The 26,497-nt window shown below is 64.5% G+C and carries 27 protein-coding genes; 22 read left to right on the plus strand and 5 right to left on the minus strand.

Going from position 1 to position 26,497, the window contains the following annotated elements:
• Nucleotides 1-14: 14 nt before the first annotated feature.
• Complete coding sequence (locus ED21_RS14345; protein ID WP_006834653.1) at nt 15-827, minus strand: MotA/TolQ/ExbB proton channel family protein; 813 nt, start codon at nt 825-827, stop codon at nt 15-17.
• 47 nt (nt 828-874) lie between these two features.
• Nucleotides 875-1,552 (minus strand): energy transducer TonB, encoded by a 678-nt coding sequence (locus ED21_RS14350; protein WP_006834654.1) that lies wholly within the window; start codon nt 1,550-1,552, stop codon nt 875-877.
• Between the two features lie 361 nt (nt 1,553-1,913).
• On the opposite strand from ED21_RS14350, the gene ED21_RS14355 reads away from it, so the two are divergent.
• The 3 genes from ED21_RS14355 (at nt 1,914) to ED21_RS14365 (ending at nt 4,548) form a co-directional block, all read left to right on the plus strand.
• Nucleotides 1,914-2,744, plus strand: a complete 831-nt coding sequence (locus ED21_RS14355) for a hypothetical protein (RefSeq protein WP_006834655.1) — start codon at nt 1,914-1,916, stop codon at nt 2,742-2,744.
• Between the two features lie 87 nt (nt 2,745-2,831).
• The gene (locus tag ED21_RS14360; RefSeq protein WP_006834656.1) at nt 2,832-3,248 is read left to right on the plus strand and encodes a thioesterase family protein; all 417 of its coding nucleotides are present in this window, start codon (nt 2,832-2,834) and stop codon (nt 3,246-3,248) included.
• On the plus strand, nt 3,241-4,548 hold the full coding sequence (locus ED21_RS14365) for a homoserine dehydrogenase (RefSeq protein ID WP_006834657.1): 1,308 nt from the start codon (nt 3,241-3,243) through the stop codon (nt 4,546-4,548). Before ED21_RS14360 ends, ED21_RS14365 begins: the two co-directional genes overlap by 8 nt.
• Here ED21_RS14365 and ED21_RS14370 read toward each other — a convergent pair.
• On the minus strand, nt 4,502-5,143 hold the full coding sequence (locus ED21_RS14370) for a hypothetical protein (RefSeq protein WP_006834658.1): 642 nt from the start codon (nt 5,141-5,143) through the stop codon (nt 4,502-4,504). The genes ED21_RS14365 and ED21_RS14370 overlap by 47 nt on opposite strands.
• A 91-nt stretch (nt 5,144-5,234) precedes the next feature.
• Between ED21_RS14370 and glpX the strand changes: the two genes are divergently transcribed.
• The gene (gene glpX, locus ED21_RS14375) at nt 5,235-6,206 is read left to right on the plus strand and encodes a class II fructose-bisphosphatase (protein WP_006834659.1); all 972 of its coding nucleotides are present in this window, start codon (nt 5,235-5,237) and stop codon (nt 6,204-6,206) included.
• Between the two features lie 15 nt (nt 6,207-6,221).
• Here the strand turns inward: glpX and ED21_RS14380 are convergent, their stop codons facing one another.
• Nucleotides 6,222-6,485, minus strand: coding sequence for a hypothetical protein (locus tag ED21_RS14380; protein WP_006834660.1), 264 nt, complete (start codon nt 6,483-6,485; stop codon nt 6,222-6,224).
• A gap of 99 nt (nt 6,486-6,584) precedes the next feature.
• On the opposite strand from ED21_RS14380, the gene ED21_RS14385 reads away from it, so the two are divergent.
• Nucleotides 6,585-7,520: a ribose-phosphate pyrophosphokinase gene (locus ED21_RS14385; RefSeq protein WP_006834661.1), complete on the plus strand. Its 936-nt coding sequence runs from the start codon at nt 6,585-6,587 to the stop codon at nt 7,518-7,520.
• Here ED21_RS14385 and ED21_RS14920 read toward each other — a convergent pair.
• Nucleotides 7,517-8,440, minus strand: coding sequence for an AraC family transcriptional regulator (locus ED21_RS14920; protein ID WP_006834662.1), 924 nt, complete (start codon nt 8,438-8,440; stop codon nt 7,517-7,519). The two genes, ED21_RS14385 and ED21_RS14920, sit on opposite strands and share 4 nt — an antisense overlap.
• Nucleotides 8,441-8,621: 181 nt before the next feature.
• Here ED21_RS14920 and ED21_RS14395 point away from each other — a divergent pair, with 181 nt between their 5' ends.
• From ED21_RS14395 to ED21_RS14475, 17 genes are all read left to right on the plus strand, one after another.
• Nucleotides 8,622-9,401 (plus strand): inositol monophosphatase family protein, encoded by a 780-nt coding sequence (locus ED21_RS14395; protein WP_006834663.1) that lies wholly within the window; start codon nt 8,622-8,624, stop codon nt 9,399-9,401.
• Between the two features lie 121 nt (nt 9,402-9,522).
• The gene (locus ED21_RS14400; RefSeq protein WP_006834664.1) at nt 9,523-10,113 is read left to right on the plus strand and encodes an outer membrane beta-barrel protein; all 591 of its coding nucleotides are present in this window, start codon (nt 9,523-9,525) and stop codon (nt 10,111-10,113) included.
• Nucleotides 10,114-10,204: 91 nt separating this feature from the next.
• Nucleotides 10,205-10,963, plus strand: a complete 759-nt coding sequence (locus ED21_RS14405) for an SDR family NAD(P)-dependent oxidoreductase (RefSeq protein WP_050784793.1) — start codon at nt 10,205-10,207, stop codon at nt 10,961-10,963.
• Nucleotide 10,964: 1 nt separating this feature from the next.
• Complete coding sequence (locus ED21_RS14410; protein ID WP_006834666.1) at nt 10,965-11,714, plus strand: SDR family oxidoreductase; 750 nt, start codon at nt 10,965-10,967, stop codon at nt 11,712-11,714.
• 130 nt (nt 11,715-11,844) lie between these two features.
• Nucleotides 11,845-12,048 carry a 50S ribosomal protein L35 gene (gene rpmI / locus ED21_RS14415; protein WP_034922973.1) on the plus strand — a complete coding sequence of 68 codons (204 nt, stop codon included), beginning with the start codon at nt 11,845-11,847 and terminating at the stop codon, nt 12,046-12,048.
• Nucleotides 12,049-12,071: 23 nt separating this feature from the next.
• The gene (gene rplT / locus ED21_RS14420; protein WP_006834668.1) at nt 12,072-12,431 is read left to right on the plus strand and encodes a 50S ribosomal protein L20; all 360 of its coding nucleotides are present in this window, start codon (nt 12,072-12,074) and stop codon (nt 12,429-12,431) included.
• Between the two features lie 148 nt (nt 12,432-12,579).
• Entirely contained in the window at nt 12,580-13,455 is an 876-nt protein-coding gene (locus ED21_RS14425) for a helix-turn-helix domain-containing protein (protein ID WP_198005874.1), read from the plus strand.
• Nucleotides 13,456-13,533: 78 nt separating this feature from the next.
• The gene (locus tag ED21_RS14430; RefSeq protein ID WP_006834670.1) at nt 13,534-14,457 is read left to right on the plus strand and encodes an AraC family transcriptional regulator; all 924 of its coding nucleotides are present in this window, start codon (nt 13,534-13,536) and stop codon (nt 14,455-14,457) included.
• Between the two features lie 57 nt (nt 14,458-14,514).
• Nucleotides 14,515-15,615 carry a phenylalanine--tRNA ligase subunit alpha gene (gene pheS / locus ED21_RS14435; protein ID WP_006834671.1) on the plus strand — a complete coding sequence of 367 codons (1,101 nt, stop codon included), beginning with the start codon at nt 14,515-14,517 and terminating at the stop codon, nt 15,613-15,615.
• The gene (pheT, locus tag ED21_RS14440) at nt 15,612-18,002 is read left to right on the plus strand and encodes a phenylalanine--tRNA ligase subunit beta (protein ID WP_006834672.1); all 2,391 of its coding nucleotides are present in this window, start codon (nt 15,612-15,614) and stop codon (nt 18,000-18,002) included. The genes pheS and pheT overlap by 4 nt, the downstream gene beginning before the upstream one ends.
• Nucleotides 17,999-18,742 carry an SDR family NAD(P)-dependent oxidoreductase gene (locus ED21_RS14445; RefSeq protein WP_006834673.1) on the plus strand — a complete coding sequence of 248 codons (744 nt, stop codon included), beginning with the start codon at nt 17,999-18,001 and terminating at the stop codon, nt 18,740-18,742. The genes pheT and ED21_RS14445 overlap by 4 nt, the downstream gene beginning before the upstream one ends.
• A gap of 7 nt (nt 18,743-18,749) precedes the next feature.
• Nucleotides 18,750-20,273 carry a peptide chain release factor 3 gene (locus tag ED21_RS14450; protein ID WP_006834674.1) on the plus strand — a complete coding sequence of 508 codons (1,524 nt, stop codon included), beginning with the start codon at nt 18,750-18,752 and terminating at the stop codon, nt 20,271-20,273.
• A gap of 51 nt (nt 20,274-20,324) precedes the next feature.
• Nucleotides 20,325-21,194, plus strand: a complete 870-nt coding sequence (locus ED21_RS14455; RefSeq protein ID WP_034922982.1) for an alpha/beta fold hydrolase — start codon at nt 20,325-20,327, stop codon at nt 21,192-21,194.
• Nucleotides 21,195-21,236: 42 nt separating this feature from the next.
• Nucleotides 21,237-21,938 carry an endonuclease/exonuclease/phosphatase family protein gene (locus ED21_RS14460; protein ID WP_006834676.1) on the plus strand — a complete coding sequence of 234 codons (702 nt, stop codon included), beginning with the start codon at nt 21,237-21,239 and terminating at the stop codon, nt 21,936-21,938.
• A gap of 143 nt (nt 21,939-22,081) precedes the next feature.
• Nucleotides 22,082-22,420, plus strand: a complete 339-nt coding sequence (locus tag ED21_RS14465) for a P-II family nitrogen regulator (protein WP_006834677.1) — start codon at nt 22,082-22,084, stop codon at nt 22,418-22,420.
• 29 nt (nt 22,421-22,449) lie between these two features.
• Nucleotides 22,450-23,802 (plus strand): ammonium transporter, encoded by a 1,353-nt coding sequence (locus ED21_RS14470; RefSeq protein ID WP_006834678.1) that lies wholly within the window; start codon nt 22,450-22,452, stop codon nt 23,800-23,802.
• A 335-nt stretch (nt 23,803-24,137) separates the two neighbouring features.
• A complete protein-coding gene (locus ED21_RS14475; protein WP_006834679.1) occupies nt 24,138-26,462 on the plus strand; it encodes a TonB-dependent receptor in 2,325 nt (774 codons plus the stop codon).
• Nucleotides 26,463-26,497 lie beyond the last annotated feature (35 nt).

Below are 26,497 nucleotides of genomic sequence, written 5' to 3' on the forward strand. Positions count from 1 at the left end.
CCGCGCCGCCCGTCTTAGCGCTTGGTGGGAGTCGTTGCCGTGGTTGTGGCGGTGGCGGGCTTGGCACCCGGAACCGTACGGCCGGCAGCGGCCTTGCCTGCGGTCTGCGTCGAGGTTGCCGTCATCGTCGCCGGCTTGATGGTGCCGCCCGAGTTGATGTTGGCGAGCAGATCGGTCGAGAAGCCGCTCATCATGTCGAAGATCTTGCGGTTGCGGCTCTGCAGCCAGTTGTAGGCGAAGACGGCCGGAACGGCCACGAGCAGACCGATGGCGGTCATGATCAGCGCTTCACCGACGGGACCTGCGACCTTGTCGATCGAGGCCGAACCGGCAACGCCGATGTTGATCAGGGCGCGATAGATACCGATAACCGTACCGAGCAAGCCAACGAAGGGAGCGGTAGCGCCCACGGTTGCGAGGAACGGGAGGCCTCCGTTGAGCTTCGCCTGAATCGCGTGTTCCGAACGCGCGAGCGAACCGTGCATCCAGTCGTGCGCCTCCATCTGATCGTTCAGCTTGGCGTGCTTTTCTTCGGCGACGAGAGCATCGTCGACGAGCTGGCGCCATGCGCTGTTCTTGTCGAGCTTCGTTGCACCTTCCTTGAGGCTGTTGGTGCGCCAGAAATTGGTGCGCACACCCTTGTACTGCTTCATCACCTTGTTCTGTTCGAACAGCTTGGTGAAGAGAATGTAGAACGAGCCAACCGACATGATGACCATGACGGCGAGGATCGACCAGGCGACGGGGCCGCCTTCTTCCATGGCTTGCCAGAAGCCGAACGAGCTCTTGGGGGCCTCAGCCGCCGCGGTGAGAAGTTGGGTATACATAAGCGAGAGTCCTCTTGAAAATGTCGTCTTTTGACCTGCCGTAGTCCCTAGTCGGGCAGGACGTAACGGATCGATTGCGTAGTTGTATCGGAAATCGGATTGCCGGCCGCGTTGAGTGCCGGGTTATAGCGCGCGTAGCGCTGCATCCCACGGCAGGCGGCTTGGTCGAGTGCGCTCGACCCGGACGAACCGGTTACCGAGCAGGCTTCGACGCGGCCATTGGTGCCGATCGTGATCCGCATTGTGACGGTGCCCTGTTCCTCACGGCGCAGCGCGCTGGAAGGATAGTCGCCCTGGATGCGGGCAGCCCAGCGGTTGAGGCCGTCCGGCGATGCGCCGCGTGCCTGCGAAGGCGGTGCGGGCGGAGCCGGCGGTGCAGGCGGAGCCGGCGGCGGAATACGCAACACGGGCGGCGCCGGCGGCGGAATATTCGGCGTGACCCGGACAGGCGGCGGCGTTCGCGCGATATTGATAGGCGGCGGCGGCGCGACCGGCGGCGGCACGGTCTGCGGCACATCTTCCGGCGGCGGCGGCGGCGGTTCGTCTTCCGGCTCCGGCGGCGGGGGCTCTTCCACGTCGATCGTCGTTACGCGCTCGACCACGTTCTTGACCGCATCGACGGCCAGTCCGGTGATGAGCAGGTAACCGAGGGCAATGTGGATGAGGGCAACGATGATGATCGCGACGACGCGATTCCCACTCATCTGTTGGTCAGCATAAGCCATTCGGTTGCATCACTCCATCGTGTCTGCCCGATTCGCACCGGGCCAAGTTCGACGCCGTGGGGGTGGACACATCGCTGTGCTCCCGGCGCCGCATTCCGTAATCACACCTAGGCGAACCCCTAAAGGAACGTCGGCGCTTATCCGGGCTTGTTCCTGATAAATTCGCCAAAGGCAACTCTCAGGCAATATTGTATCATGAACCCGGTTCTGGTGCACGCCTTAGCCTTGCGAGCCATAGTGGGCAAACGCTTTATCGGTTAAGCGCGAATTCACGGCTTGTCGGTCAGGGAACGCTTGACGGGCGCCCGAGGTTTCCGAAGTGCCCAAGCAACGGATTTCAGGAGAGGATTGACCGCTGGTCATGAAAGCACTTCCAACCATCGCTACAGCCTTGGCGCTGTCGCTTACGGTCCCTGTCACTGCGCAGGATACCCAAACTGCTCCCGCTAGGGCTCTTACCTACGCCGATCTGGTCGGGCTGGCGGAGGCAGCGCCCCTCGTCGTACGCGCAGAAATCCGCGACCAGGCCGCGCTCGAGCCGGAACGTTCGCCGGGTCTCGCGCCGGGGCATGTGCGTCTCTACATTGAGGCGCGTACAAAGACGCTGATCGCGGGCAATGTGCCGCTGGGCGAGGAGCTGCGTTATCTCGTCGACGTGCCGCTCACCGCCAAGGGCAAGGCGCCGAAGCTGAAGAAAAGCGAAGTGCTGCTTTTCGCGCGGACCGTCCCCGGGCGTCCGGGCGAGCTCCAGCTCGTGGGCGAAGGCGCTCAGCAGGTTTACAGCGCCGATCTCGAATCGCGCCTGCGTCCGGTTCTCACCTCGCTTGTCGCCCCCGACGCGCCGCCGCGCGTAACCCGCGTAGCCGATGCGCTGGCGGTCGAAGGCACGCTGGTGGGCGAATCGGAAACCCAGCTTTTCCTCGACACCGAAAACGACGGGCCGGTCTCGATCACCGTCGTTCGCCGACCGAACCAGCAGCCGCGTTGGGGCGTTTCCTGGACCGAAATCGTCGACCAGTCGGCGCGCCCGCCGCAGGCGCAGACGCTGGCCTGGTATCGCCTAGCCTGCACGCTGCCGGCGCAATTGCCGAGCGAGGCCAACCTGTCGCGCGATCCTCGCGCACGGGAACTCGCCGTGCGCGACTACGCGTTCGTGCTCGAACAGCTGGGAAGCTGCCAGCGCTCGCTGTGATCCCCGCGCCGGGCTGAACGCCCAGCTTAGGCCGTGCCAAGACAAACTGGTTCCCGCTGCTAGGTTCCATGCGCTAGGCGGTGGGCCATGGAGCCGTTCCACCACACTTTCCGCGTGCGCTATGCCGAGGTCGACCCGCAGAGCGTCGTCTTCAATTCGCGCTATCTCGAATATGCCGACATTCTCGTCAGCGAGCATTTCCGCGAGGCGCGCACCCACGGCATGCCCGACGATGTCGAATTCCATGTGCGCCGGGCCGAGGTCGATTACCTCGCCCCGATCCGGCTCGACGAGCTGATCGAGGGCCGCCTGACCGTGGAATCGATCGGCACTTCGAGCATGAAGACGCTGATCACGCTCCATGGCGCGGACGACGGGGCTCTGCGCGCCGAAATCCGCTTGCTCACCGTCCATGTCGACCTGCCCGAAGGCCACCCCACACCGGTTCCGGACGCGGTCCGCCGAGCTTTCGGATTCCCGCCACGGGAGACGGTCGGTGGCTGAACCTCTGCGTATAGCGCTCGCCGGCCTCGGCACGGTCGGGGTCGGGGTCATCCGGCTGATCGAGACCAATCGCGACATGATTGCCGCGCGTGCCGGAAGGCCCATAGAGATCGTCGCCGTCACCGCGCGCGAACGCGGCAAGGACCGCGGCGTCGATCTTAAGCCTTACGCCTGGGTCGATGACATGCAGGCCATGGCCACGCGCGCCGATGTCGACGTGGTGCTGGAACTGGTCGGCGGGTCGGACGGCCCGGCGCTCACGCTCGCCCGCGCCGCGCTCGATGCGGGCAAGGGTTTCGTCACCGCCAACAAGGCGATGGTCGCCCACCACGGTCTCGAACTGGCCGAACTCGCCGCGATGAAAAAAGCCGCTTTCGCTTTCGAGGCGGCGGTCGCGGGCGGTATCCCGGTGGTGAAGGGCCTGCGCGAAGGCACCGCTGCCAACGCGCTCGACCGGATTTACGGCATTCTCAACGGGACCTGCAATTACATCCTTTCCGAGATGGAGCAGACCGGTGCGGACTTCGGCGAGATGCTCGCGAGCGCGCAGGATAAGGGCTATGCCGAGGCCGATCCCACCTTCGACATCGAGGGTGTGGATGCGGCGCACAAGCTCGCCATTCTGGCCGCTATCGGCTTCGGCACGCGGATCGACTTCGAGGCGGTGCGCACCGAAGGGATTACGCAGGTCCGCGCACACGATATCGCGCAGGCCGACAGCCTGGGCTACGTCATCCGGCTCGTCGGCATCGCCACGCTGTCGGGCGAGGGGAAGGACTGCCGCCTGCTGCAGCGCGTACGCCCCTGCCTCGTTCCTTTCCGCCACCCGCTCGCCGCCGTCACCGGCCCTACCAACGCGGTCGTTGCCGAGGGCGATTTTTCGGGCCGGCTCCTGTTCCAGGGTGCGGGCGCGGGCGACAAGCCGACAGCCAGCGCCGTGGTTGCCGATCTTATCGACATCGCACGCGGGCAGGCCGGCGCGCCCTTCTCGGTGCCCAGCACCAGCCTGGTCGAATGCGCTCCTGCCGATCCCGGCGAGCGCATCGGGCGCGACTATATCCGCTTCACCGTGGCCGACCGCCCGGGGGTGCTGGCCGAGATCACCGCAGCCATGCGCGACGCCGGCGTCTCGATCGAAAGCCTGATCCAGCGTGGCCGCGACACGGAAGGGGGCGATGTGGCGGTGGCCATGGTCACGCACGAAGGGCCAGAGCATTGCGTCGGCAAAGCGCTCGACCTGCTTGAAGGCTCAGCTAGCCTGACGGCTCTGCCTCTGGTGATGCCGATCCTGAAGGACTGACCTCGCTCTCGTCCTCGGCGAGCGCCGGCGGCAGGCCGAGCTCATCGGCGTTGGCCTGCAGACTGGGCTCTTCCGCGACCAGCAACGCACCGTCCTCGGTCCTGCGCGGGCCGCGCGGGGCAAGCCCCAAGCCGACACGCTCCGCATCGGAGCCCTTAGGCGTTTCGGGTAGCTCGTCGAAATCGATCATGTGCACCGGCGGTTTGGGGCAAGGCGGGATGAAGCATCCGTGGGCGACCACGACGCCGTGGTCCAGGATGCCGAACATGTCCGGAGCTTGCGGGTCGCCTTGATGCATGGTCCGCTGCGCGTGCCGATCCTGTGCCTCTTGGTTGGAATAGAGGCGATCTTCCTGCTCGCTTTTGCGGCGGCAGACGATGATTTCGCCCGAAATGATCGCGGCCTCCTGGTCCTCGGTACAATCCTCGTAGGTTTCTTCGAGATCGTCGGGCTTCAAGGTCAGGTCGATGCGGTTGGGCGGCTCTCCCGTCTGTGCATCGAGCGTAGTGTCGCGGGTCACGCCCTGCTGCGCTGCCGTCGGGTCACCGAAAAGGGTAAGGGGAATCGCCAGTCCGAGCAGAGCGCGTCTCGACAATCCGGTCCTCCCTGTCTATCGGCGCGCGCATACGAATTCACGCGCGCCCTTGCCGGCCCGCACACCTCTGGCTTCAAGGACTGAACCCGCCATGAACTCGCCCACTTCCAACCCTCTCGACCGTGTCCTCGTCCTCGAGATGGTGCGCGTCACCGAGGCCGCTGCGGTGGCCGCTTCGAAACTTATCGGGCGCGGCGACGAGAAGGCCGCCGATGCCGCCGCCGTCGAAGCCATGCGCAAGGCGTTCGACACGCTCGAGATCGATGGCACGGTGGTGATCGGTGAAGGCGAGCGCGACGAAGCGCCCATGCTCTTCATCGGCGAGAAAGTCGGCGGTGCGCCGGGCAGGGGGCCGAAGATCGACATCGCGCTCGATCCGCTCGAAGGCACGACCATTACTGCCAAGGCGGGCCCCAACTCGCTCGCCGTGCTGGCCGCCAGCGCGGAAGGCTGCCTCCTCAACGCGCCCGACGTCTACATGGACAAGCTGGCCGTGGGGCCGGGCTATCCCGAAGGCATCATCGACCTCGCCCAATCGCCGACCGAGAATGTGAAGGCGGTCGCCCAGGCCAAGGGCGTGGACCCTTCCGACATCATCGTCTGCGTTCTCGATCGTCCACGCCATTCCGACCTGATCGCCGAACTGCGCGGCCTCGGCTGCGGCGTCGTGCTGATCGGCGATGGCGATGTGGCTGGCGTGATCGCGGTGACCGACGAGGACACCACGATCGACATGTACATGGGCCAGGGCGGCGCGCCAGAAGGTGTGCTTGCGGCCGCCGCGCTGCGCTGCGTCGGCGGCCAGTTCAACGGCCGTCTCGTGTTCCGCAACGAGGATGAAAAGGCCCGCGCGGCGAAATGGGGGATCGAGGATCTCGACCGAATCTATACGCGCGACGATCTGGTGAAGGGCGACTGCATCTTCGCAGCGACCGGCGTAACGAGCGGATCGCTGCTCGAAGGCGTGAAGTACCGCCGTGGCGGCACCATGACGACCGAGAGCGTGGTGATGCGCGCGAGCTCCGGCACGGTTCGCTGGATCAAGGGCGAACACAAGGTCTGATCGAGCGGGTTTGAGCTACTCTTCAGGAAGCTCGCCCTCGTAACCGAGTCTGCGCAGTTCATCTGCGCGACCTTCTGCGATCAGCTGGTCGACGCTCGTCTCGGTCCCGTAGCGCGCCAGCGCCTCGGCCTCCCACGGCTCCGGTTCATCGGGCATCACCGGGTCGGCAGCGTCGATATCGCGGGCAGGGCGCGGCCCTTCTTCAGCCGGCCCCAGCCGCAGGCGCAGATCGAAGAGAACCATCCCGACTGCAAGAAGTGCGATCAGCCACCAATCCATTGCGGCAAGCTATCCACCGCAAGGCCTTCTGCCAAATGTTGCGTTTTGAGGTCAGCCCTCTAGTGCGTGGGGCACAGTTTCCGACGGGGATTCGCTTTCATGAAAATCATGGCCGCCAACTCGAACCTGCCGCTCGCCCGGGCGATTGCGGGATATCTCGAAATGCCTCTGGTCGATGCCGGCGTGCGCCGCTTCGCTGACGAGGAAATCTTCGTCGAGATCCACGAGAATGTGCGCGGCGAGGATGTCTTCGTGGTCCAGTCCACGAGCTATCCCGCGAACGACAACCTCATGGAGCTGCTGATCTGCATCGATGCGCTGAAGCGCGCCTCGGCGCGGCGTATCACGGCCGTGGTGCCCTATTTCGGCTACGCGCGGCAGGACCGCAAGCCCGGCCCGCGTACACCGATCTCGGCCAAGCTAGTCGCCAACCTCATCACCGAGGCCGGCGCCGACCGTGTGCTTGCCGTCGACCTTCACGCCGGCCAAATCCAAGGCTTCTTCGATATCCCGACCGACAACCTCTTCGGCGCGCCGGTCATGGCGGCCGATATCCAGGCGCGTTACGGCGACAAGGATCTGATGGTCGTCTCGCCCGACGTCGGCGGCGTGGTTCGCGCACGCGCGCTCGCCAAGCGCCTCGACAACGCGCCGCTGGCCATCGTCGACAAGCGCCGCGACCGTCCGGGCGAGAGCGAGGTGATGAACATCATTGGCGACGTTTCCAACCGTCACTGCATCATGATCGACGACATCATCGATTCGGGCGGAACGCTGTGCAACGCGGCGCAGGCGCTGCTCGACCAGGGCGCGGCTTCGGTCACGGCCTATATCACCCACGGTGTTCTGTCCGGCGGTGCCGTCGCGCGCGTCAACGGTTCGGCGCTCAAGGAGCTGGTGATCACCGATTCGATCAAGCCGACCGACGCGGCCAAGGATTCGGATAAGGTCCGTATCCTCACCATTGCCCCGCTGATCGGCGAGGCCGTGCGCCGCATTGCCGACGAAAGCTCGGTCAGCTCCCTCTTCGACTAGATCGCCGGATCCCAGCCGTCGAGCGGCGGTTCGGCCTCCGGGTCGCGCCACGGGGCCTGTCCGATCCCCAGTTCGTCCAGCGCTTCGAGGCGGCGCATCTGCCGAATCTCGAGATCGATCCGCAGCAGGACGGCTTTCTTCCGCGCGAGCGCGCCCGGAGTCGTGCCGAAGAAATGGTGGATCTCGCGCGTCATGTGCGACTGATCGAAATAGCGCAGGCGAAAGGCGGCCTCTTCCTCCGGCATGGCGACCCCGAGAATGGCTGCCGCCATGTCCAGCGCGCGGGCGCAGCGGATCGCCTGCTGGGGACTGACCCCGAAGCTGGTGCGGACCTGTCGCTCGACGGTGCGCCGGCTCACGCCGAACCGGTCCGCGATCTCGTCCAGCTCGATTTCCGGGCCGACCAGCAGGCGGCGGTAGATCTCGTGCATCAGCGCCGGCGGCTCCTTGTCGACGCGCGTGAACAGCACCTGCCGGGTCAGTTCCTCGAACCTGTCCAGCCAGTTCTCGCGCGCATCGTCATCGTCATAAGTCGTCTGGCGGATCGAGCGCGGCAGCCCGGCGTCGAAGCATTCGACGCGGTCGAGCGTCTCCTCGTGCGTTTTGCTCTGGTCCAGCGGCGGGGCCCCGGGATGGAATTGCAGCAGGAGGAACCGCATCGGCCCCTGCACACTAACCGCCATCTCCCGCGTCTGCGGTCCGAAATAGACGGTGCGATTGCCGTGCGCCGTGTCGAATTCGCGCGGTCCGTCGGCGGTTTCGAAGCACCACTTTCCCTTCAGGAGCACGCGAATGGCGGGTGTGGCCGAAAAGAAGCCGCACCGCCGTCCATTCGCAGCGGATACGATGTCCACTGCGGCGAGCGACTGGACCCAAGGCGCGATTTCGGCGGCAGGAGCACGGCTGTAGGCAAGCGGCAAGCCGTCCCTCGTAGAGCCCGTCGTCGAGACGAGCCCGGGTGAGGGAGCGCGCGCACTCCCGGAATGGTTACGACTTGCCGGCGTGTCGGTTATATCTTCTCCCCTTCATGGCGACCCGAAGGGCGAGGTGTCGTGGGCCCGCGTCTTGACGAGCGCGGGTCTTTTGTCAAATGCGCGGCCCATGGCCACCCGCTCCGATCTCGACCTCGCCCACCGTCTCGCCGATGCCGCAGGAGAGGCGATCCGTCCCCTGTTCCGCGGCCAGTGGAGCGAGGAACAGAAATCCGACCGCACCTTCGTGACCGAAGCCGACCAGGCGGCCGAGGCGGCCATGCGCCGACTGATCGAGGCCGAACGCAGCGCCGACGGCATTATCGGCGAGGAATACGGAACCAGGAATGAGGGCGCCGGCCGCCAATGGGTGCTCGACCCGATCGATGGCACCACCAGCTTCATCGCCGGGCGCCCGATATTCGGCACGCTGATCGCGCTGGTGCAGGACGGCTTTCCCGTGCTCGGTATCATCGACCAGCCGATCGCGCGCGAACGCTGGGCCGGGCGCATGGGCGAGCCGACCACCTTCAACGGCGCGCGGGTCAGCGCCGCGCGCTGCCGCTATCTTGCCGACGCGGTCCTCGCCACCACCACGCCGCACCAGTTCTCCGACCACGAGGCCGACCATTTCATGGGCCTCGCCAAGGCGGTGGCCGAGCGCAAGATCATCTATGGCGGCGACTGCTACAATTACGGTCTCGTCGCGAGCGGCCATGTCGACATCGTCTGCGAGGCCGGCCTCAAGCTCCACGACTTCGCGGCGCTGGCCCCGATCGTCGAGGGCGCGGGTGGGCTCATGTGCGACTGGCGCGGCGAACCGCTTCATGCCGAAAGCGCCGGCGATGCGCTGGCGATCGGCGATCCGGCACGGCTGGAAGACGTCCTCGAGGCCATGAACCTGGCGTAATCGGGTAACAGGATTGCCCAGCCACAGCTACAGTTCGACAATTTACTTGTTACCAAGAATTGCGCGGCTAGGAGACCCGCGCCGCTCGGACGGCATTTTGTTTTAAAGGGTCTCAAATCACATGAAGAAAACTGTTTTCGCACTCGCGATCGCGGGTGCCTGCATTCCTGCCGCCGCACAGGCACAGGACGAAGACTATGTGGACATCGCTCGTGATGGTTTCCGCATCGAAGCGCGCGCGACTTACGAAACCCCGACGGTCAGCTCGATCCTCGAAGACGACGACGTTTACAAGCTCGGCAGCGCGATGGCCTTCGGCGGCGAGGTCGGTTACGACGCGGCCATCGGCGGCGACCTGACGGTCGGCCCCTATGCGCAGTATGAGCTCGGCACCGTCGAGACATGTTTTGACGGCGCTTGCTTGAGCAGCAAAAGCTATTTCGAAGGCGGTCTTGCGCTCGGCTATGCGATCAACCCCGACGGCGCCCTTTACGGCAAGATCGGTTACGGTGAACTCGAACTCGAAGCTTCCGATGGATTCACCACGTTTGCCGAGAGCAACGGCGGAATTGCCTTCGCCCTCGGCTACGAGCATGGCTTTGGCGATGTTCTCTACGGTCGCATCGAAGGCGGATATGCCGATGTGGGCGATTTCGACGGCGTGAACGTTCAGCGTCGTCACTTCGGTGTCGCGCTGGGTGCACGCTTCTAAGCTTCGGACATTCGATAGCGAAAAGGGGGGCGGGGCGCTGCAGGGCGCTTCGCCCCTTTTTCATAGGCTCGTGCATTGATCCTGCATGGATATGGATAGGACCCTGTTGGTGACCGGTGCCGGCAATGGCATCGGGCGTGCGATCCTGATGTATTTTGTCGGAAAAGGCTGGCGCATAATCGGTCTCGACACCGATAGCGAAGCGCTGGCGGAACTGCGCGATGGCCTGCCACGCGAGCGCGCCCTCTTGTTGACCTGCAACGTCGGGCGCGAGGGCGAGGTTTCCCGCGCTTTCGAACGGATCGGGGAGTGGCTGGGCGACGCGCCGCTCCACTGCCTCGTCAACAACGCCGGGATCGCCAATCCCTATTGCGGTCCGCTGGAGGATCTCGACCTCGCCAAGTGGCAGGAGTGGATCGATGCGAGCCTGACGGCCACCTTCCTCGTCACCCGCGCCGCGCTTCCGCATTTGCGCCGTGCGGACAGCGCCAGCGTGGCCAACATTTCCTCCACCCGCGCTATCATGAGCGAGCCGGAGACCTTTGCCTATGCGGCGGCGAAGGGCGGGCTCGACGCGCTGACGCATTCGATGGCGGTCACTCTCGGCCCCGCGATCCGCGTCAACGCGATCCGCCCCGGCTGGATCGAGACGGGGCCGTGGCAGAAGAGCGGCGCGCGCACGCAACCGGATCATCGCGCGAAGGACCGCGACCAGCACCCTGCCGGGCGGATCGGCAAGCCGGATGACATCGCCGAGGCCGTCGACTATCTCCACCATGCCGGCTTCGTCACCGGCCAGCATCTCAACATCGATGGTGGCATGACGGTGAAGATGATCTACGAACACTGACATGACGACAGGGGGAAAACTCGAAGGACGCCGTGCGCTGGTCACGGGTGCGGCGCGGGGGCTGGGCCTGGCCATCGCTTCTCGACTCGCCGCCGACGGGGCCCAGGTATCGCTTGGCGGCCGCGATATTGCGGCGCTGGAAGAAGCCTGCGTGGCCATCGGGGACGCGGCCCGCCCGCTCGCCTTCGACGTGACCGACGAGGCCGCCACCGCCACCGCCTTCGAACGCCTCGCCACAGACGGGCTCGACATCCTCGTCAACAATGTCGGGGAGCGCGACCGCCGCAGCTTCGAGGAAATTGAACGCGAGGACATGGCGCGGCTGATGGACAGTAATCTCGTCGCCCCCTTCGACCTTGCGCGAAGGGCCGTGCCGTTGATGCGCGCGAGCGGTTATGGCCGAATCGTCAACATCACCTCGATCGCTTCGCATATCGCGCGCGGCGATGCCTCCTACACGGCGAGCAAGGCCGCGCTCGACGGGCTGACGCGCGCGCTGGCGGCAGAGCTGGGGCAGGTAGGGATCACCGTGAACGCGGTCGCGCCCGGCTTCGTCCTCACCGAGAGGAACGAGGAATGGTTCACCGACGGACCCGAGATCGCCGACCACCTCGTACGCCGCACCTCGCTCGGCCGCTGGGCTGCGCCCGAGGAGATCGCCGGACCTGTCGCCTTCCTCGCCTCGCCCGAAGCCTCCTACATCACCGGTCACACGCTGATCGTGGACGGAGGCTATGTGACGCACTTCTGACTTGCATTCACCAGCAGAATCGCTAGATGCGCGGCCTTCACCGACACGTGATTCCTCTGCCGGTCTGGCCGTAAGGGCTGCCAGGGCTGGTTGTACGTGTCTCTGATTCGATTCCGATAAGGAGATGAAAATGCCCAAGCTGAAGACCAAGAGCGGTGTGAAGAAGCGCTTCAAGATCACCGCCACCGGCAAGGTCAAGCATGGTGTCGCCGGCAAGCGTCACCGTCTGTCCAGTCACAACGCGAAGTATATCCGCCAGAACCGCGGCACGACTGTCCTGTCCGAAGCAGACTGGAAAGCCGTCAAGAAGTGGGCGCCGTACGGCCTCGACTGATCGCGAATTAAGGAGAAACTGATATGCCTCGCATCAAACGCGGCGTTACCACGCGCCAGAAGCACAAGCGGCTCCTAGACCAGGCCAAGGGCTATCGCGGTCGCCGCAAGAACACCATCCGCGTCGCGCGCCAGGCCGTCGAAAAGGCCGGCCAGTACGCCTATCGCGACCGCAAGGTTAAGAAGCGCAATTTCCGCGCCCTGTGGATCCAGCGCATCAACGCGGCCGTTCGCGCCGAAGGCCTGACCTATTCGCAGTTCATGCACGGCACCAAGCTGGCCGGCATCGAGCTGGACCGCAAGGTGATGGCCGATCTCGCCATGAACGAAGGCGCAGCCTTCAAGGCGATCATCGACCAGGCGAAGAAGGCTCTTCCGGCCTAATTCGGTCACCCGATCGAACACAAGACGGGCGCTTTCCCATGCGGAAGGCGCCCGTTTTTCTTTGCCTGATATGGAGACCGCCTCCAAAATCGGTTACGCTGGACCGATGCGGGATGCCGAACGACACCGTGGAAGTAGCGCCGTCAGGGTGCGCTTTTTCGCGCCCCCGGAAGACCTCGCGCCCTGTTTCACCACCTTCTACAAGATGGAAGTCGACCTGCCTTCCGGGGAGGTGCTCGAGGACCTGCTGCAACCCGAATGGGGCAACTTACGGTTTTTCAAGCACAACCCTCCGCTTGCGCGGCCGCTCGAAGGGGGCGAGGGCATGAACGCCCGCTTCCAGGCGACCGGCCCCAGCTCGCACCCCATGCAGTTCAGAATCGGCCGCACCAGTATGTGGGGCATCGGCCTCCTGCCGCTGGGCTGGGCGCGCTTCGTGCAAGTGCCGGCCGACCGCTTCGTCGACACTATTTGTGATGGCGAGGCGAGCGACGCCTTCGCCAAATTCGCCCCGCTCCGCGAAATGTTCTGGCACGAGGGGCAGGACGCGTACGCGGAATTCGCGGCAATCAGCCAGTTCTTTCGCGATCTTGCCCCCATGCCCAAGGATGCCGACCGCATCCTGGAAATCCACGAGGCGATGATTGATCCCTATCTGCTCGAAGTGACGACGCTTGCCGACCGGGTCGGGCTGACCAAGCGCACGCTCGAGCGGGTCTGCGCGCGCCATTTCGGCTTTCCGCCCCGCCTGCTGTTGCGGCGCCAGCGGATGATGCGCAGCTTGGCCAATTTCATGCTCTCGGAAAGCCAGAACTGGTCGGAAACGATCGACCGGCATTACCACGATCAGGCCCATTTCGTGCACGAGTTCCATAATTTTATGGGCATGAGTCCCAGCCAGTATGCCCAGCGCGAACATCCCGTGCTCGAGGCTTTCATGAGCGAACGCCAGCGGATCTGGGGCTCCCCCGTCCAGACGCTCGACGCGCCGCGGCATGCGGAGAGCCACGGCGCCGAAGGATAGGCGCGGGAACGCGTCGCGGGCGCGGTCGAAGCCTCTATTCCCTTGCCTTTGCGCGGCTTTTGGTCCGATAGGGGCGCGATGGGCGAAGCCGGACCCGCCATAAACGAATACAGCGCGGCAGGCCTGCGCCTGCGGGTCATCGATCTCGCCCCCGACCTCGCCCCTTATACGCTCGGCTGTTACCGTACAGAGGTCGAGCCCGGCACGCTGGTCGAGGACTGGCTGCCTCCCGAACAGGCGAACCTGCGGTGCGGCCGCGCCGAGGTCTACGAGGCCGCCATCGGCGACGATCCGCTCGTTCAAGTTCCGTCTGCCGTGCTCTCGGGCGCGACCAACCGGGGAACCCGGCTCCGCATCGGGAACGGGAAGTTCTGGGGCATCGGCCTGACCCCGGCGGGCTGGGCACGGCTGATCGCCTGTCCCGCATCCGACATGGCCAACAGCTTTCGTGACATCCACCACGTCGAGGGACTGGAGCCGATCGCCGACCTGCTCGACAGCCTGTGCGAGGACGGCGACGACATGGAAGCCTGCGCGCAACGGATCAACAGCTGCCTGCGCAGCCAGCTGGGCCGGCGCCCGCGCGATGAAAGCGCGATCCATGCGGTCCATCTCTCCCTGCTGTCGGAGGAGACGACCTCGGTCGCGCCGCTGGCGGTCATGACGGGCATGAACCCGCGCACGTTCGAGCGGTTCTGCAAGCGTCGTTTCGGCTTTTCGGCGCGCGCCCTGCTCAAGAAGCAACGGTTCCTGCGCAGCCTCGGCAAATATATGCTCGACCCTTCGATGAAATGGACCAACGCGCTCGACACGCATTACTGGGACCAGGCGCATTTCATCCGCGACTTCAAGGCGACCATGGGCATGACGCCGGGCGAGTATGCGCAGGGGCCGCATCCCATCGTCAAAGCCGCCGTGGCAGTGACCAGCGCCAGGGCAGGCGTCCCACACCAGGCGCTGCAAGGGCCGGGGCAGGTTATCGAGGACGAAACTGGGGTTTAGCATTTGCGCATTCGCCGCTAGAGGCAGCGGCGCACACCCACTCCAGCCGAGAGATTCATGACCGATCTGGCCAACCTGCAGGATTCCGCGCTCAGCCGTATTGCCGCTGCCGAAGATGCTGATGCGCTCGAAGCGCTGCGTATCGAGTACCTTGGCAAGCAGGGCTCGATCTCGGCGCTGATGAAGACGGTGGGCAAGATGAGCCCGGAAGAGCGGCAGGAGCAGGCGCCGAAGATCCAAGGCGCGCGCACGGCGGTGGCCGACGCGATTGCGGCGCGCAAGGACGCTTTCGAAGCGCAGGAGCTCGAGCGCAAGCTGGCCTCCGAAAGGCTCGACCTGACCCTGCCCGCGCCTGGGGCACCCAAGGGTAGCGTCCACCCGGTCAGCCAGGTGATGGACGAGCTGGCCGAAATCTTCGCCGATCTCGGCTTCTCGGTCGCCACGGGTCCCGAGATCGAGGACGACTGGCACAATTTCACCGCGCTCAACATGGCCGAGACGCATCCCGCGCGTGCCATGCACGACACCTTCTATTTTCCTGATCGCGATGCGGACGGGAATCGCATGCTCCTTCGCACGCACACGTCGCCGGTGCAGATCCGCAGCATGATGAAGCAGGGCGCGCCGATCCGCATCATCGCGCCGGGCCGCGTCTATCGCTCCGACAGCGACGCGACCCACACGCCGATGTTCCACCAGGTCGAAGGTCTCGTGATCGACCGCGACATTAACCTCGGCCACCTCAAGTGGACGCTCGAAACCTTCCTCAAGGCCTTCTTCGAGCGTGACGACATCGTGCTGCGCCTGCGGCCTTCCTACTTCCCCTTCACCGAGCCCAGTGTCGAGGTCGACGTGGGCTGGCAGGACGTGAACGGTCGCAAGGTCCTGGGCGGCGACGGCGATGCGCCGGGCCATGGCTGGATGGAACTGCTCGGCAGCGGCATGGTCAACCGCCGCGTAATCGAATTCGCCGGACTCGATCCGGACGAGTGGCAGGGTTTCGCATGGGGGCTCGGCGTCGACCGCCTCGCCATGCTCAAATACGGGATGGATGATTTGCGCGCCTTCTTCGACGGCGACCAGCGCTGGCTGGACCACTACGGCTTCTCGCCCTTCGACCAGCCGACGCTTTCCGCCGGTGTGGGAGCAGGCGCATGAAGTTCTCGCTCGAATGGCTGAAGTACTTCCTCGAAACCGATGCGAGCGTTTCGGACATCGCCGCTGCGCTCAACCGGATCGGCCACGAGGTCGAAGGGATCGAGGACCCGGCGGACAAACTCGAAGGCTTCCGCGTGGCCAAGGTGCTGACCGCAGCCAAGCATCCCGACGCCGACAAGCTGCAGGTCCTCACCGTCGATACCGGTGAGGGCGATCCGCTGCAGGTCGTGTGCGGCGCGCCCAACGCGCGTGCGGGGATGAAAGGCGTGCTGGGCCTGCCCGGCGCGGTGGTCCCCGCGAACGGCATGGAACTACGCAAGAGCGCGATACGCGGCGTCGAATCGAACGGCATGATGTGTTCGGTTCGCGAACTGGAACTCGGCGACGAGCACGACGGCATCATCGAACTGCCCGAGGATGCGACGGTCGGTCAGACCTTCGCGGAATACCATGATGCTTCGCCCGTCTTTGACGTCGCGATCACGCCGAACCGCCCCGATTGCATGGGTGTGCAGGGTATCGCGCGCGATCTCGCGGCGGCGGGCCTCGGTACTTATCTGCCGGTCGAAGCCACGGCTATTGCGGCTTCGGGTGAGTGCTCGGTCGAAATCCGCACCGACGATCCCGAAGGCTGCCCTGCCTTTTACGGCCGGGTCATTCGCGGGGTCGACAACACCAAGCCGTCGCCCGAGTGGATGCAGCGCCGTCTGATCGCGGCAGGTCAGCGCCCGATCTCGGCACTGGTCGATGTGACCAACTACCTCATGCTCGCCTTCGGGCGACCGGCGCACGTCTACGACCTTGCCAAGCTTACCGGTGCGGTGGTCGCTCGCCGTGCGACCATTGGCGAAACGGTCGAGGCGCTCAACGAGAAAACCTATACGCTCGACGACTCCATGACCGTGATCGCCGACGACAAGGGCGTGCATGACATCGCCGGCATCATGGGCGGCGAGCATTCGGGTGCGACCGAAGGCACCACTGACGTCCTGCTCGAAATCGCCTATTTCGATCCCGAGCGCATCGGCGTGACGGGCCGCAAGCTGGGTCTTGCCTCGGACGCGCGCACGCGTTTCGAACGCGGCGTCGATCCCGAATTCCTCGACGATGGCCTCGCTATCCTCACGGAGCTGATCCTCAAGACCTGCGGCGGCGAGGCGACCGAGGTTGTCCGCGCAGGAACGCCGCCGAGCGAGGCGAAGACGATCAAGTTCGACCCCCGCCTGACCGAGCGCCTCGGCGCTTTGGGCGTGGCGCAGGAAGAGCAGCGCGCGATCCTCGAAGCGCTCGATTTCCGGGTGGCGGACGACTGGACCGTCAGCTGTCCGCCGCGCCGCCACGACATCGAAGGTCCGGCGGATCTGGTGGAAGAAGTCGTCCGAATCCACGGCATCGACGAGGTGAAGAGCACGCCGCTGCCGCGCCGTCCGGGCGTGGCGCTGCCAACCGCGACCCCCCTGCAGCAGAGGGAGCGCAAGCTGCGCCGTGCTGCCGCCGCGCGCGGTCTCAACGAAGCGATCACCTGGTCTTTCTTGCCGACATCTGAGGCTGAACACTTTGCTGATGGCGCCGAGCTCTGGGTGCTCGAAAACCCGATCAGCGAGGACATGAAGGCGATGCGCCCCTCGCTGATCCCGGGCCTGCTTTCGGCCGCGAAGCGGAATGCCGATCGCGGTGCGGACGGCGCGCGCCTGTTCGAAATTGGTCGCCGCTATTTCCGTGGGAAGGACGGCGCGAGCGACGAGAAGCCGACGCTGGGCGTGGTGCTTTCGGGCGAGAAGACACCGCGCGGCTGGGATAGCGGCAAGGCTGCGAAGTTCGACGCCTATGACGCCAAGGCCGAAGCCGTGGCGCTGCTCGAAGCCGCCGGTGTACCGGTGGGCAATCTGATGGTGATGGGTGAGGCTGGCGATCAGTTCCACCCCGGCCAGTCGGCCACCCTGCGCCTCGGCCCCAAGAATATTCTCGCCCGCTTCGGCGCGATCCACCCGAACACGCTGAAGGCCTTCGACATCGACGGGCCGGTTATGGCGGTCGAGATTTTCCTCGATGCGATCCTGGCGAAAAAAGGCGGCGGCTTTGCGCGCGCGGCCTATTCGCCGCCCGCACTTCAGGCGATCACGCGTGACTTCGCCTTCCTCGTCCCTGCAGAGCTCGCGGCTGGCGAACTCGTCAAGGCCGTGCGCGGCGCGGCCAAGAAGGCGATCGTCGACGCGCGCGTGTTCGACGTCTTTGCCGGACAAGGCGTGCCCGAAGGCAAGAAGTCGGTCGCGGTCGAAGTGGTCCTCCAGCCGAGCGAAAAGAGCTTCACCGACGAGGAAATCAAAGCAATCTCGGACAATATCGTGAGGAACGCCGCCAAGCAGGGCGCTGAGCTGCGCGGATGAAAACCGCTTTCGTCACGGGAGCCACTGCAGGCATTGGCGAAGCCACCGTCCGCACGCTTGTCGCAAGCGGTTGGCGCTGCGTGGCGACGGGGCGTCGCAAGGAACGGCTCGATGCGCTGGTAGCCAAGCTGGGCGCGGAAAAGGTCCATGCCGCCTGCTTCGACGTGCGCGATACCGGGGCGATGGATGCGGCCATTGCAGCGCTGTCGGGCGACTTCGCCAAAATCGACCTGCTGGTGAACAACGCCGGTCTCGCGCAGGGCCTTTCGCCCGCGCAGGAAGCCAATCTCGACGACTGGCAAACCATGATCGACACCAATGTGACGGCCATGGTGGTGCTCACCCGCAAGCTGCTGCCCACGCTGATCGAGCGCAAGGGCGCGATCATCGCGATCGGCTCGGTGGCGGGAAGCTATGTCTATCCGGGCGGCAACGTCTACGCAGGCTCCAAGGCCTTCGCGAACCACTTCACGCTCGCCCTGCGCGCCGACCTTCACGGAACCGGCGTGCGCGTAACGAGCATCGAGCCGGGCATGGTCGAAACCGAATTCACCGTGGTGCGCACAGGCAGCCAAGAGGCTTCGGACGACCTCTATCGCGGCGCCGATCCGATGACCGGGCAGGACATCGCCGACACTATCAAATGGATCGCCGAACTGCCCCCGCACCTCAACATCAACCGCCTAGAGCTGATGCCCGTGAGCCAGGACTTCGCCGGCTTCCGCGTCGCGCGCTCCTAAGAGAACCATGACCTCAGACCGCCGTACATTCGCGATTATTTCCCACCCCGACGCGGGTAAGACCACGCTGACCGAGAAGCTGCTGCTGACCGGTGGCGCGATTCATCTTGCGGGCGAGGTCAAGGCTCGCGGGCAGGCGCGTCGTGCGCGGTCGGACTGGATGAAGATCGAGCAGCAGCGCGGGATCTCGGTGACAAGCTCGGTCATGACGTTCGAGCGTGACGGCATCACCTTCAACCTGCTCGACACGCCGGGGCACGAGGACTTCTCCGAAGATACCTATCGCACGCTGACCGCGGTCGATTCCGCCATCATGGTGATCGACGCGGCCAAGGGTATCGAGCCGCAGACGCGCAAGCTGTTCGAGGTCTGCCGCCTGCGCAGCGTGCCGATCATCACCTTCGTCAACAAGGTCGACCGCGAGGGTCGTCCGGTCTTCGAATTGCTCGACGAGATTGCAGACATGCTGGCGCTCGATGTCAGTCCGCAGATGTATCCGGTCGGCATGGGCGGCGAATTCCAGGGCATCCTCGATTTCGAGAGCGGCGAAGTGGTTGTGCCGGAAGGTCCGTCGAAGGAATTCAAGGGCAAGCGCGTGGCCGATTTCGACTTGCCCGAGGCAGTGGCCGAAAATGCCGAACTGGCCCAGATCGGCTATCCCGAATTCGATCTCGAAGCGTACCGCAATGGCGATCTCACGCCGGTGTATTTCGGGTCTGCCCTCAAGGGCTTCGGCATTACCGAGCTGATCGAGGCAATCGCGAAATACGCCCCGCCGCCGCGCCCGCAGCCCGCCGGCGAGGAGCAGATCGCCCCCGACTATGGCGAGGTCACCGGTTTCATCTTCAAGGTGCAAGCCAATATGGACCCGAACCACCGCGACCGCATTGCCTTCATGCGGCAGGTCTCGGGCACCTTCAAACGCGGGATGAAGCTGACGCCTTCGGGGCTCGGCAAGCCGGTCGCGATCCATTCGCCGATCCTCTTCTTCGCGCAGGACCGCGAGGTGGCGGACACGGCCGAGCCGGGCGATATCATCGGCATTCCCAACCACGGCACTTTGCGCGTCGGCGATACGTTGAGCGAGAAGAACCAGGTCCGCTTCACCGGCCTGCCGAACTTCGCCCCGGAAATCCTGCGCCGTGTCGCGCTGGTCGATCCGACCAAGAGCAAGCAGTTGCGCAAAGCGCTCGACGATTTGTCCGAAGAGGGCGTGATCCAGGTCTTCTATCCCGAGATCGGCGGCCAGTGGATCATCGGCGTTGTCGGCCAGCTGCAGCTCGACGTGCTGATCAGCCGCCTCTCGGCCGAATACAAGGTCGAGGCGAAGCTCGAAGCCTCGCCCTTTGCCACCGCGCGCTGGATAAAAGGTGATGAAAAGGCGCTCGCCGAATTCGAGAAGTTCAACCTCTCCAATCTCGCCAAGGACCGCGACGGGGACCTAGTTTTCATGGCTAAGAGCCCGTGGGACGTGAATTACCAGGAAGAGAAGAATCCGGAGCTGACATTCTCCGCCACGAAAGAACGGTGATTGGGGAAAGGTGAGGTTGAATCAATTGTGGAGCCGATGCAAAGCGCGCCCATGACGCTCACCGGCCCCACTTCCCAGACCTTCATCTCACAGCGCCTCCGGCTGAATTATCTCGACTGGGGGAATCGCGGAAAACCGCCTCTCGTCCTAGTTCATGGCGGGCGCGATCATGCGCGCAGCTGGGACTGGGTGGCCGAGGAATTGCGCGACGACTGGCACGTGGTGGCGATGGACCATCGCGGCCATGGTGACAGCGACTGGGTCAGCGACGGCAATTACCAGGTCAACGATATGGTCTATGACCTTGCGCAGCTGGTCCACCAGCTCGGCGTCGGCCCGGTCACCATCGTCAGCCATTCGATGGGCGGCAATGTCTCGCTGCGCTACGCCGGGACATTCCCCGAGATGGTCACCAAGATCGTCGCCATCGAAGGGCTTGGGCCCAGCCCCAAGCGCCAGGCCGAGATGCGCGAGAAGAGCTACCCGGAACGCATGGCGGAATGGATCGGCAAGAAGCGTGCCGCCTCGGGCCGATCCCCACGCAAATACGAGAGCATCGAAGCCGCCTTTGCGCGCATGATCGAAGAAAACAGCTACCTCACCGAAGAACAGGCGCGCCACCTCACCATCCACGGGGTCAACCGCAACGAGGACGGCACCTACAGCTGGAAATTCGATCCGCATCTCAACGTCTGGGCGGTCGAAGACATCGCCGATGAATTCCTGCACCAGACCTGGGCCGCAATCACCGCGCCCACTATGCTGCTCTACGGCGCCGACAGCTGGGCCTCCAACCCCGAAGGCGATGGCCGGCTCGACCATTTTTCGAACGCCGAGGTGATCGAGTTCGAGAATGCCGGACACTGGCTGCATCACGATCAGTTCGACCGCTTCATGAAGACCATCCGCGACTTTCTCTAAGGGCTTGCGGCACAAGGGCCGGGGCAAGGCATTGGTGATACTGTGCGCCTGACCTTCGCCAGCTACAACATCCACAAGGCCGTGGGGCTCGACCGCAAGCGCGATCCCGAACGGATCCTGTCGGTGCTGCACGAAATCGACGCCGACATCATTGCGCTGCAGGAAGCCGACCGCCGGATCGGCGCGCGCGAAAGCTGCCTTCCGCGGTCGGAAATAGACGATAGCCACTGGCGACTGGTCGAAGTGGCCAAGCGGCCGCGCAGCATCGGCTGGCACGGCAACGCGCTGTTGGTCCGGCGAAACTTCGAGGTGCACGAGGGCGAAGCGCTCGACCTGCCCACCCTGGAGCCGCGCGGCGCGGCCTGCGGCGAGATCACGGTGGAAGGCCACCGCCTGCGCATCATCGGCACCCATCTCGATCTTTCAGGCCTCAGGCGGCGCGACCAGATCCGTTCGCTGGTCGGCTTCGTCGAGAAATGTTCGCGCAACCTGCCCACGGTCATCATGGGCGATTTCAACCAGTGGGGAAGGGCGACGGGCGCGATGCGCGAGTTTTCCGACCGCTGGTTGGTGGTGACCCCAGGCAGGAGCTACCCGTCGCGCCAGCCGGTCGCCACGCTCGACCGGATAGTGGCGAGCAAGCACTGGGGCTGTGTCGAGGCCGAGGTGCACCACACGGGTCAGTCCTCCGTGGCATCGGACCATCTGCCAGTTGTCGCCACGCTCGACTTGATCAAAAAGTAATCACCAGCCCAAATATTGGGCAACAAATGATGCCTTGGCGGCGTCGCGCGCGCAATTTTGCGGCTGAAGCGGCTTGGCACGCCTTTTGCTGCATGTGCGAAAGCCGGTGCTTGGACCGGTCCGCAACACGAAGGGGTGTGGCTGTGAAGTTTATCATCGCCGTCATCAAGCCATTCAAGATCGACGAGGTCCGCGAGGCCCTGGGCGGAATTGGAGTGGCCGGAATGACCGTTTCCGAAGTCAAGGGCTTCGGCCGCCAGAAGGGCCAGACCGAGATTTACCGCGGGGCCGAATATTCGACCAATATGCTGCCCAAGGTGAAGCTCGAAATCGCCGTCGGTGACGATCTTGCACCGCAAGTGATCGAGACGATCCAGCAAACCGCCAGTTCCGAGGCGATCGGAGACGGAAAAATCTTCGTCTTCGACCTCGCCAGCGCCACCCGCATCCGCACCGGCGAAACCGGCGACACCGCGCTGTGATGCCCCAAGTCACGCCCTGGAGGGACACAATGACCATGCGTAATTTCATGCGCGCCGCCGCTGCTGCATGCACCGCGCTCTTCACCGCTACTGCCGCCTATGCGCAGGACGCCGCTCCGGAGGCCGTGGAAGCCGCTTCCGCCGTGCCCAATCCCGGAAACAACGCCTGGATGATGACGGCGACGATCCTCGTCCTGCTGATGATTATTCCGGGCCTGACATTGTTTTACGGAGGTCTGACCCGCTCGAAGAACATGCTCTCGACCATGACCCAGATCGGCGCCACTGCCGCGCTGGCCATGATTGTCTGGGTGATGTGGGGCTACAGCCTCGCCTTTGGCGACACGACCTACGAGGGCGCGCTCGGCCTCTTCATCAGCGGGGGCAGCCTGTTCCTGTCCGGCACCGATGCCAGCAGCACGGCGGCCACCTTCACCGATGAAGTCATCAGCAAATATGTCTTCATTAGCTTCCAGATGACCTTCGCCGCGATCACCGCCGCCCTGATCCTGGGCGCAACGGCCGAGCGGATGAAGTTCAGCGCGGTGATGGCCTTCGTGCCGATTTGGCTGACCATCGTCTATTTCCCGATCGCGCACATGGTCTGGGCGGGCGGCGGCCTGCTGTTCGAAGACGGCGCGCTCGATTTTGCGGGCGGCACGGTGGTGCACATCAACGCCGGTGTCTCGGGCCTCGTCCTCGCCTACCTCCTCGGCAAGCGCCGCGGCTGGCCGCAGGAACCGATGATGCCGCACTCGATGACGCTGACCATGGTCGGCACGGGCCTGCTGTGGGTGGGCTGGTTCGGCTTCAATGCCGGCTCGGCTCTGGAGGCGGACGGCTCGGCTGGGCTGGCCATGATCAACACCTTCGTCGCCACCGCGGCCGGTGCGCTGGCCTGGATGGTGATCGAGAGGCTGGCGGGTCACAAGGGTTCGGCGCTGGGCTTCTGCTCGGGCGTGATTGCCGGCCTTGTCGCTGTCACCCCGGCCGCGGGCAATTCGGGACCCTTCGGCGCCATCCTGCTCGGCATCCTTTCGGCGGCGATCTGCTACTTCTTCGTCGCCAAGGTGAAGGCCAAGTTCGGGTATGACGACAGCCTCGACGCCTTCGGCATCCACGGCATCGGCGGCATCGTTGGCGCCATCGGTACGGCGGTGGTCTACCAGCCGTTCCTCGGCGGCCCCGGCGACGGTTCGACCGCGCTTGGCTCGCAGCTCGGGATCCAGATATTCTCGGTCGTCGTCACGATCGCCTGGGCGGCCATCGGCACTCTGTTGGCCGGCTTCATCGTCAAGGCAGTGGTTGGCCTCAGGGTCAGCGAAGAGGCCGAAGTCGACGGGCTCGACATCTCCGAACACGGAGAGCGCGCTTACAATTAACCAGCTCAGCGGGGCCGCCTACTCTCTCCTCTCTCTCCCGGGCAGCCCCGCCCACCCATGTTCCTCCTGCGAACACCGACTTTTGAAGGGCCGGGACTCCGACGAGTTCCGGCCCCTTTTTTGCGCCGTGGCGCATGTGTCTCATTTGCTACAATTGACGAAATAGTAGCCAAGGAAAGCGTGGCCTAGATTGTCTTTTGTTTCATGACGATTCACCAAGTTCCTCACGAAGAAGGTCCATAGGGGCCCGAAAAGAGGAGGAAACCTTGGAAAACACACATCAATTCAATCGCTTCGTCTCGCGATCCGCCCTTCTGGCAGGCAGCGCACTCGCCATGGTGGCGGCTCCGGTTGCGGCGCAGGAAGTCGAAGAGACCGATGGCGACAGCCAAGTCATAATCGTGACCGCCACCAAGCGCGATCAGGCGATCCAGGACGTTCCCTTCTCGATCAACGCGCAGACACAGGAAGACATCCAGAAGTCGGGCGCCAACACGCTCGAGGATTTGAGCCGCAACGTCGCGGGTCTCTCGGTCCAGAACTTGGGGCCGGGCCAGAGCCAGGTTTCGGTGCGCGGCGTTTCCGCAGGGCAGGTCGTGCGCGACCAGCCGGGCGTGAAGGAGCAGGTCGGCGTCTATCTCGACGAATCGGTGATCTCGCTCTCGCTCTTCACCCCCGATCTCGATCTCTTCGATCTCAACCGCGTCGAAACTTTGCGCGGTCCGCAGGGCACGCTGTTCGGCTCGGGCAGCGTGGGCGGCACCATTCGTTACATCACCAACCAGCCGGTCATCGGCGTCACCGAAGGGCAGGTTGAAGGCAACGTAAACCTCGTCGATGGCGACGATCTGGGCTGGCACCTTAAAGGTGCGGTCAACGTGCCGGTGGGCGACAAGGTCGCCGCCCGTGCCGTGGGCTATTACACCCAGTACGGCGGCTTCATCAACGCGATCGGCCCCGCTGGCGGGGAGGACGTCAACGATGGCGAACGTTATGGCGGGCGCCTGGCTTTCCGCGTCGATACGGGCGAAGGCTTCAGCATCACGCCGCGGGTGATCTACCAGAAGGTCAGCGCCAACGGCTTCAACCGGCAGGAGATTTTCAATCTCTACGCCAACCCCTTCACCACGCCCGCCACGGCCTTTGACGAGCGCGAACAGTATCTGAAACTGCGCGAATCGTTCGAGGACGAGACCCTGATCCTCGATCTCGTGGCCGAAGCCGATCTGGGCCCGATCATCTTCACTTCGGTAAGTTCCTATACCGACCGCGCCATCCTCGTCAGCCGCGATGCAAGCGCGCTGTCCGGCTCGGTCTCGGTCGATCTCGGCTTCCCCGATGAGGGCGGGATCGACCTGCCCTCGAACCTGCGCGATGCGACCGATGTGTCCGCGATCACGCAGGAATTGCGGTTCTCGTCCGATACCGGCGGACCGTTCCAGTGGGTTCTCGGCGGGTTCTACTCGCAAACCGACCGTTTCTATCGCCAGCGCTTGCCCACACCGGGCTATGCGGCGGTGACCGACGCGACGCTGGGAGCAGGTACGTCGGCGGCCGTGGCGAATGGCTTCGACAACCTCGATTCCCCCTACAACGCGGACCTGCCTTACGACCTGTCGCAGATCGCCATCTTCGGTGAAGGCACCTATGCGCTGACCGAGGCGTTCGACGTCACCATTGGCGCGCGCTGGTACGATTACGAGGAAGAGCGCGAGTTCAACTCGGGCGGCCTGTTCGCAAATGGCGACAACGCTTTCGATCGCACCGAAAGCGACGGCGTCAGCCCGCGCATCCTGCTGAGCTATGACCTCTCCGACATGGTTACGCTCAACGCGCAGGCATCGAAGGGCTTCCGCCTCGGCGGTGTGAACGATCCGCTCAACGTGACGCTCTGCTCGCCGGCGGATGAAGCGCTGTTCGGCAACTTCCAGTCCTATGAGGATGAAACCCTGTGGAACTACGAAGTCGGCGCCAAGGCGACCGGCAACGGCTTCTTCGCCAATGTCGCCGGTTTCTACAACGACATCAGCGACCTCCAGGTGACGCTGGACGCCGGAAGCTGCTCGTCGCGCGTGGTGTTCAACGTGCCCGAAGCGCATTCGATGGGGATCGAGGCCGAGGTCGGGTTCGAGCCCGTTCCGGGCTTCGACCTGATGCTGTCGGGTAGCTGGATCGAGGCCGAGTTCGACAGCACGATCAGCGACGATGCGGCTCTCGTCACCGCGACCGGTATCCGTGAAGGCAACCGCCTGCCGTCCGTGCCCGAACTGCAGTTCACGGCATCGGGCAGCTACGAGTGGCAGCTGGGCGCAGGCTCGGACGCCTACATCGCGGCCTCGTGGAGCCATGTCGGCAACCGCTACACCCAGCCTGCCGACCAGGAAAACAACCCGCGCACCTTCGTGCACGGGCTGCCCTATCGCGGCGCTCCGGCGGATGCTTCGACCACGGTCGACCTGCTCCTTCCGAGCTACAACATCGTCAATCTGAGCGCCGGGATCGACTTCGATTCGGGTCTCTCGCTGATCGCCTATGTGAACAACGTGACCGACGAGAACGCGTTGCTCAGCTTCGACCGCGAACGTGGCGGCCGTGCCCGCCTCGCCTACCGGACCAACACGCCGCGTACCTTCGGCCTGACGGTGCGCCAGAGCTGGTAAGAAGCCTGACGCAAAGAGAGACGGGGCCGGAAGCC

It is taken from the genome of Erythrobacter sp. SD-21, assembly GCF_000181515.1.
GTDB lineage: Bacteria > Pseudomonadota > Alphaproteobacteria > Sphingomonadales > Sphingomonadaceae > Qipengyuania.

Coding starts and splice junctions, on each gene's coding strand:
- ED21_RS14345 (WP_006834653.1), bottom strand. CDS start 827: ATGTATACCCAACTTCTCACCGCGGCGGCTGAGGCCCCCAAGAGCTCG.
- ED21_RS14350 (WP_006834654.1), bottom strand. CDS start 1,552: ATGGCTTATGCTGACCAACAGATGAGTGGGAATCGCGTCGTCGCGATC.
- ED21_RS14355 (WP_006834655.1), top strand. CDS start 1,914: ATGAAAGCACTTCCAACCATCGCTACAGCCTTGGCGCTGTCGCTTACG.
- ED21_RS14360 (WP_006834656.1), top strand. CDS start 2,832: ATGGAGCCGTTCCACCACACTTTCCGCGTGCGCTATGCCGAGGTCGAC.
- glpX (WP_006834659.1), top strand. CDS start 5,235: ATGAACTCGCCCACTTCCAACCCTCTCGACCGTGTCCTCGTCCTCGAG.
- ED21_RS14380 (WP_006834660.1), bottom strand. CDS start 6,485: ATGGATTGGTGGCTGATCGCACTTCTTGCAGTCGGGATGGTTCTCTTC.
- ED21_RS14385 (WP_006834661.1), top strand. CDS start 6,585: ATGAAAATCATGGCCGCCAACTCGAACCTGCCGCTCGCCCGGGCGATT.
- ED21_RS14395 (WP_006834663.1), top strand. CDS start 8,622: ATGGCCACCCGCTCCGATCTCGACCTCGCCCACCGTCTCGCCGATGCC.
- ED21_RS14400 (WP_006834664.1), top strand. CDS start 9,523: ATGAAGAAAACTGTTTTCGCACTCGCGATCGCGGGTGCCTGCATTCCT.
- ED21_RS14405 (WP_050784793.1), top strand. CDS start 10,205: ATGGATAGGACCCTGTTGGTGACCGGTGCCGGCAATGGCATCGGGCGT.
- ED21_RS14410 (WP_006834666.1), top strand. CDS start 10,965: ATGACGACAGGGGGAAAACTCGAAGGACGCCGTGCGCTGGTCACGGGT.
- rpmI (WP_034922973.1), top strand. CDS start 11,845: ATGCCCAAGCTGAAGACCAAGAGCGGTGTGAAGAAGCGCTTCAAGATC.
- rplT (WP_006834668.1), top strand. CDS start 12,072: ATGCCTCGCATCAAACGCGGCGTTACCACGCGCCAGAAGCACAAGCGG.
- ED21_RS14430 (WP_006834670.1), top strand. CDS start 13,534: ATGGGCGAAGCCGGACCCGCCATAAACGAATACAGCGCGGCAGGCCTG.
- pheS (WP_006834671.1), top strand. CDS start 14,515: ATGACCGATCTGGCCAACCTGCAGGATTCCGCGCTCAGCCGTATTGCC.
- pheT (WP_006834672.1), top strand. CDS start 15,612: ATGAAGTTCTCGCTCGAATGGCTGAAGTACTTCCTCGAAACCGATGCG.
- ED21_RS14445 (WP_006834673.1), top strand. CDS start 17,999: ATGAAAACCGCTTTCGTCACGGGAGCCACTGCAGGCATTGGCGAAGCC.
- ED21_RS14450 (WP_006834674.1), top strand. CDS start 18,750: ATGACCTCAGACCGCCGTACATTCGCGATTATTTCCCACCCCGACGCG.
- ED21_RS14455 (WP_034922982.1), top strand. CDS start 20,325: ATGACGCTCACCGGCCCCACTTCCCAGACCTTCATCTCACAGCGCCTC.
- ED21_RS14470 (WP_006834678.1), top strand. CDS start 22,450: ATGACCATGCGTAATTTCATGCGCGCCGCCGCTGCTGCATGCACCGCG.
- ED21_RS14475 (WP_006834679.1), top strand. CDS start 24,138: ATGGTGGCGGCTCCGGTTGCGGCGCAGGAAGTCGAAGAGACCGATGGC.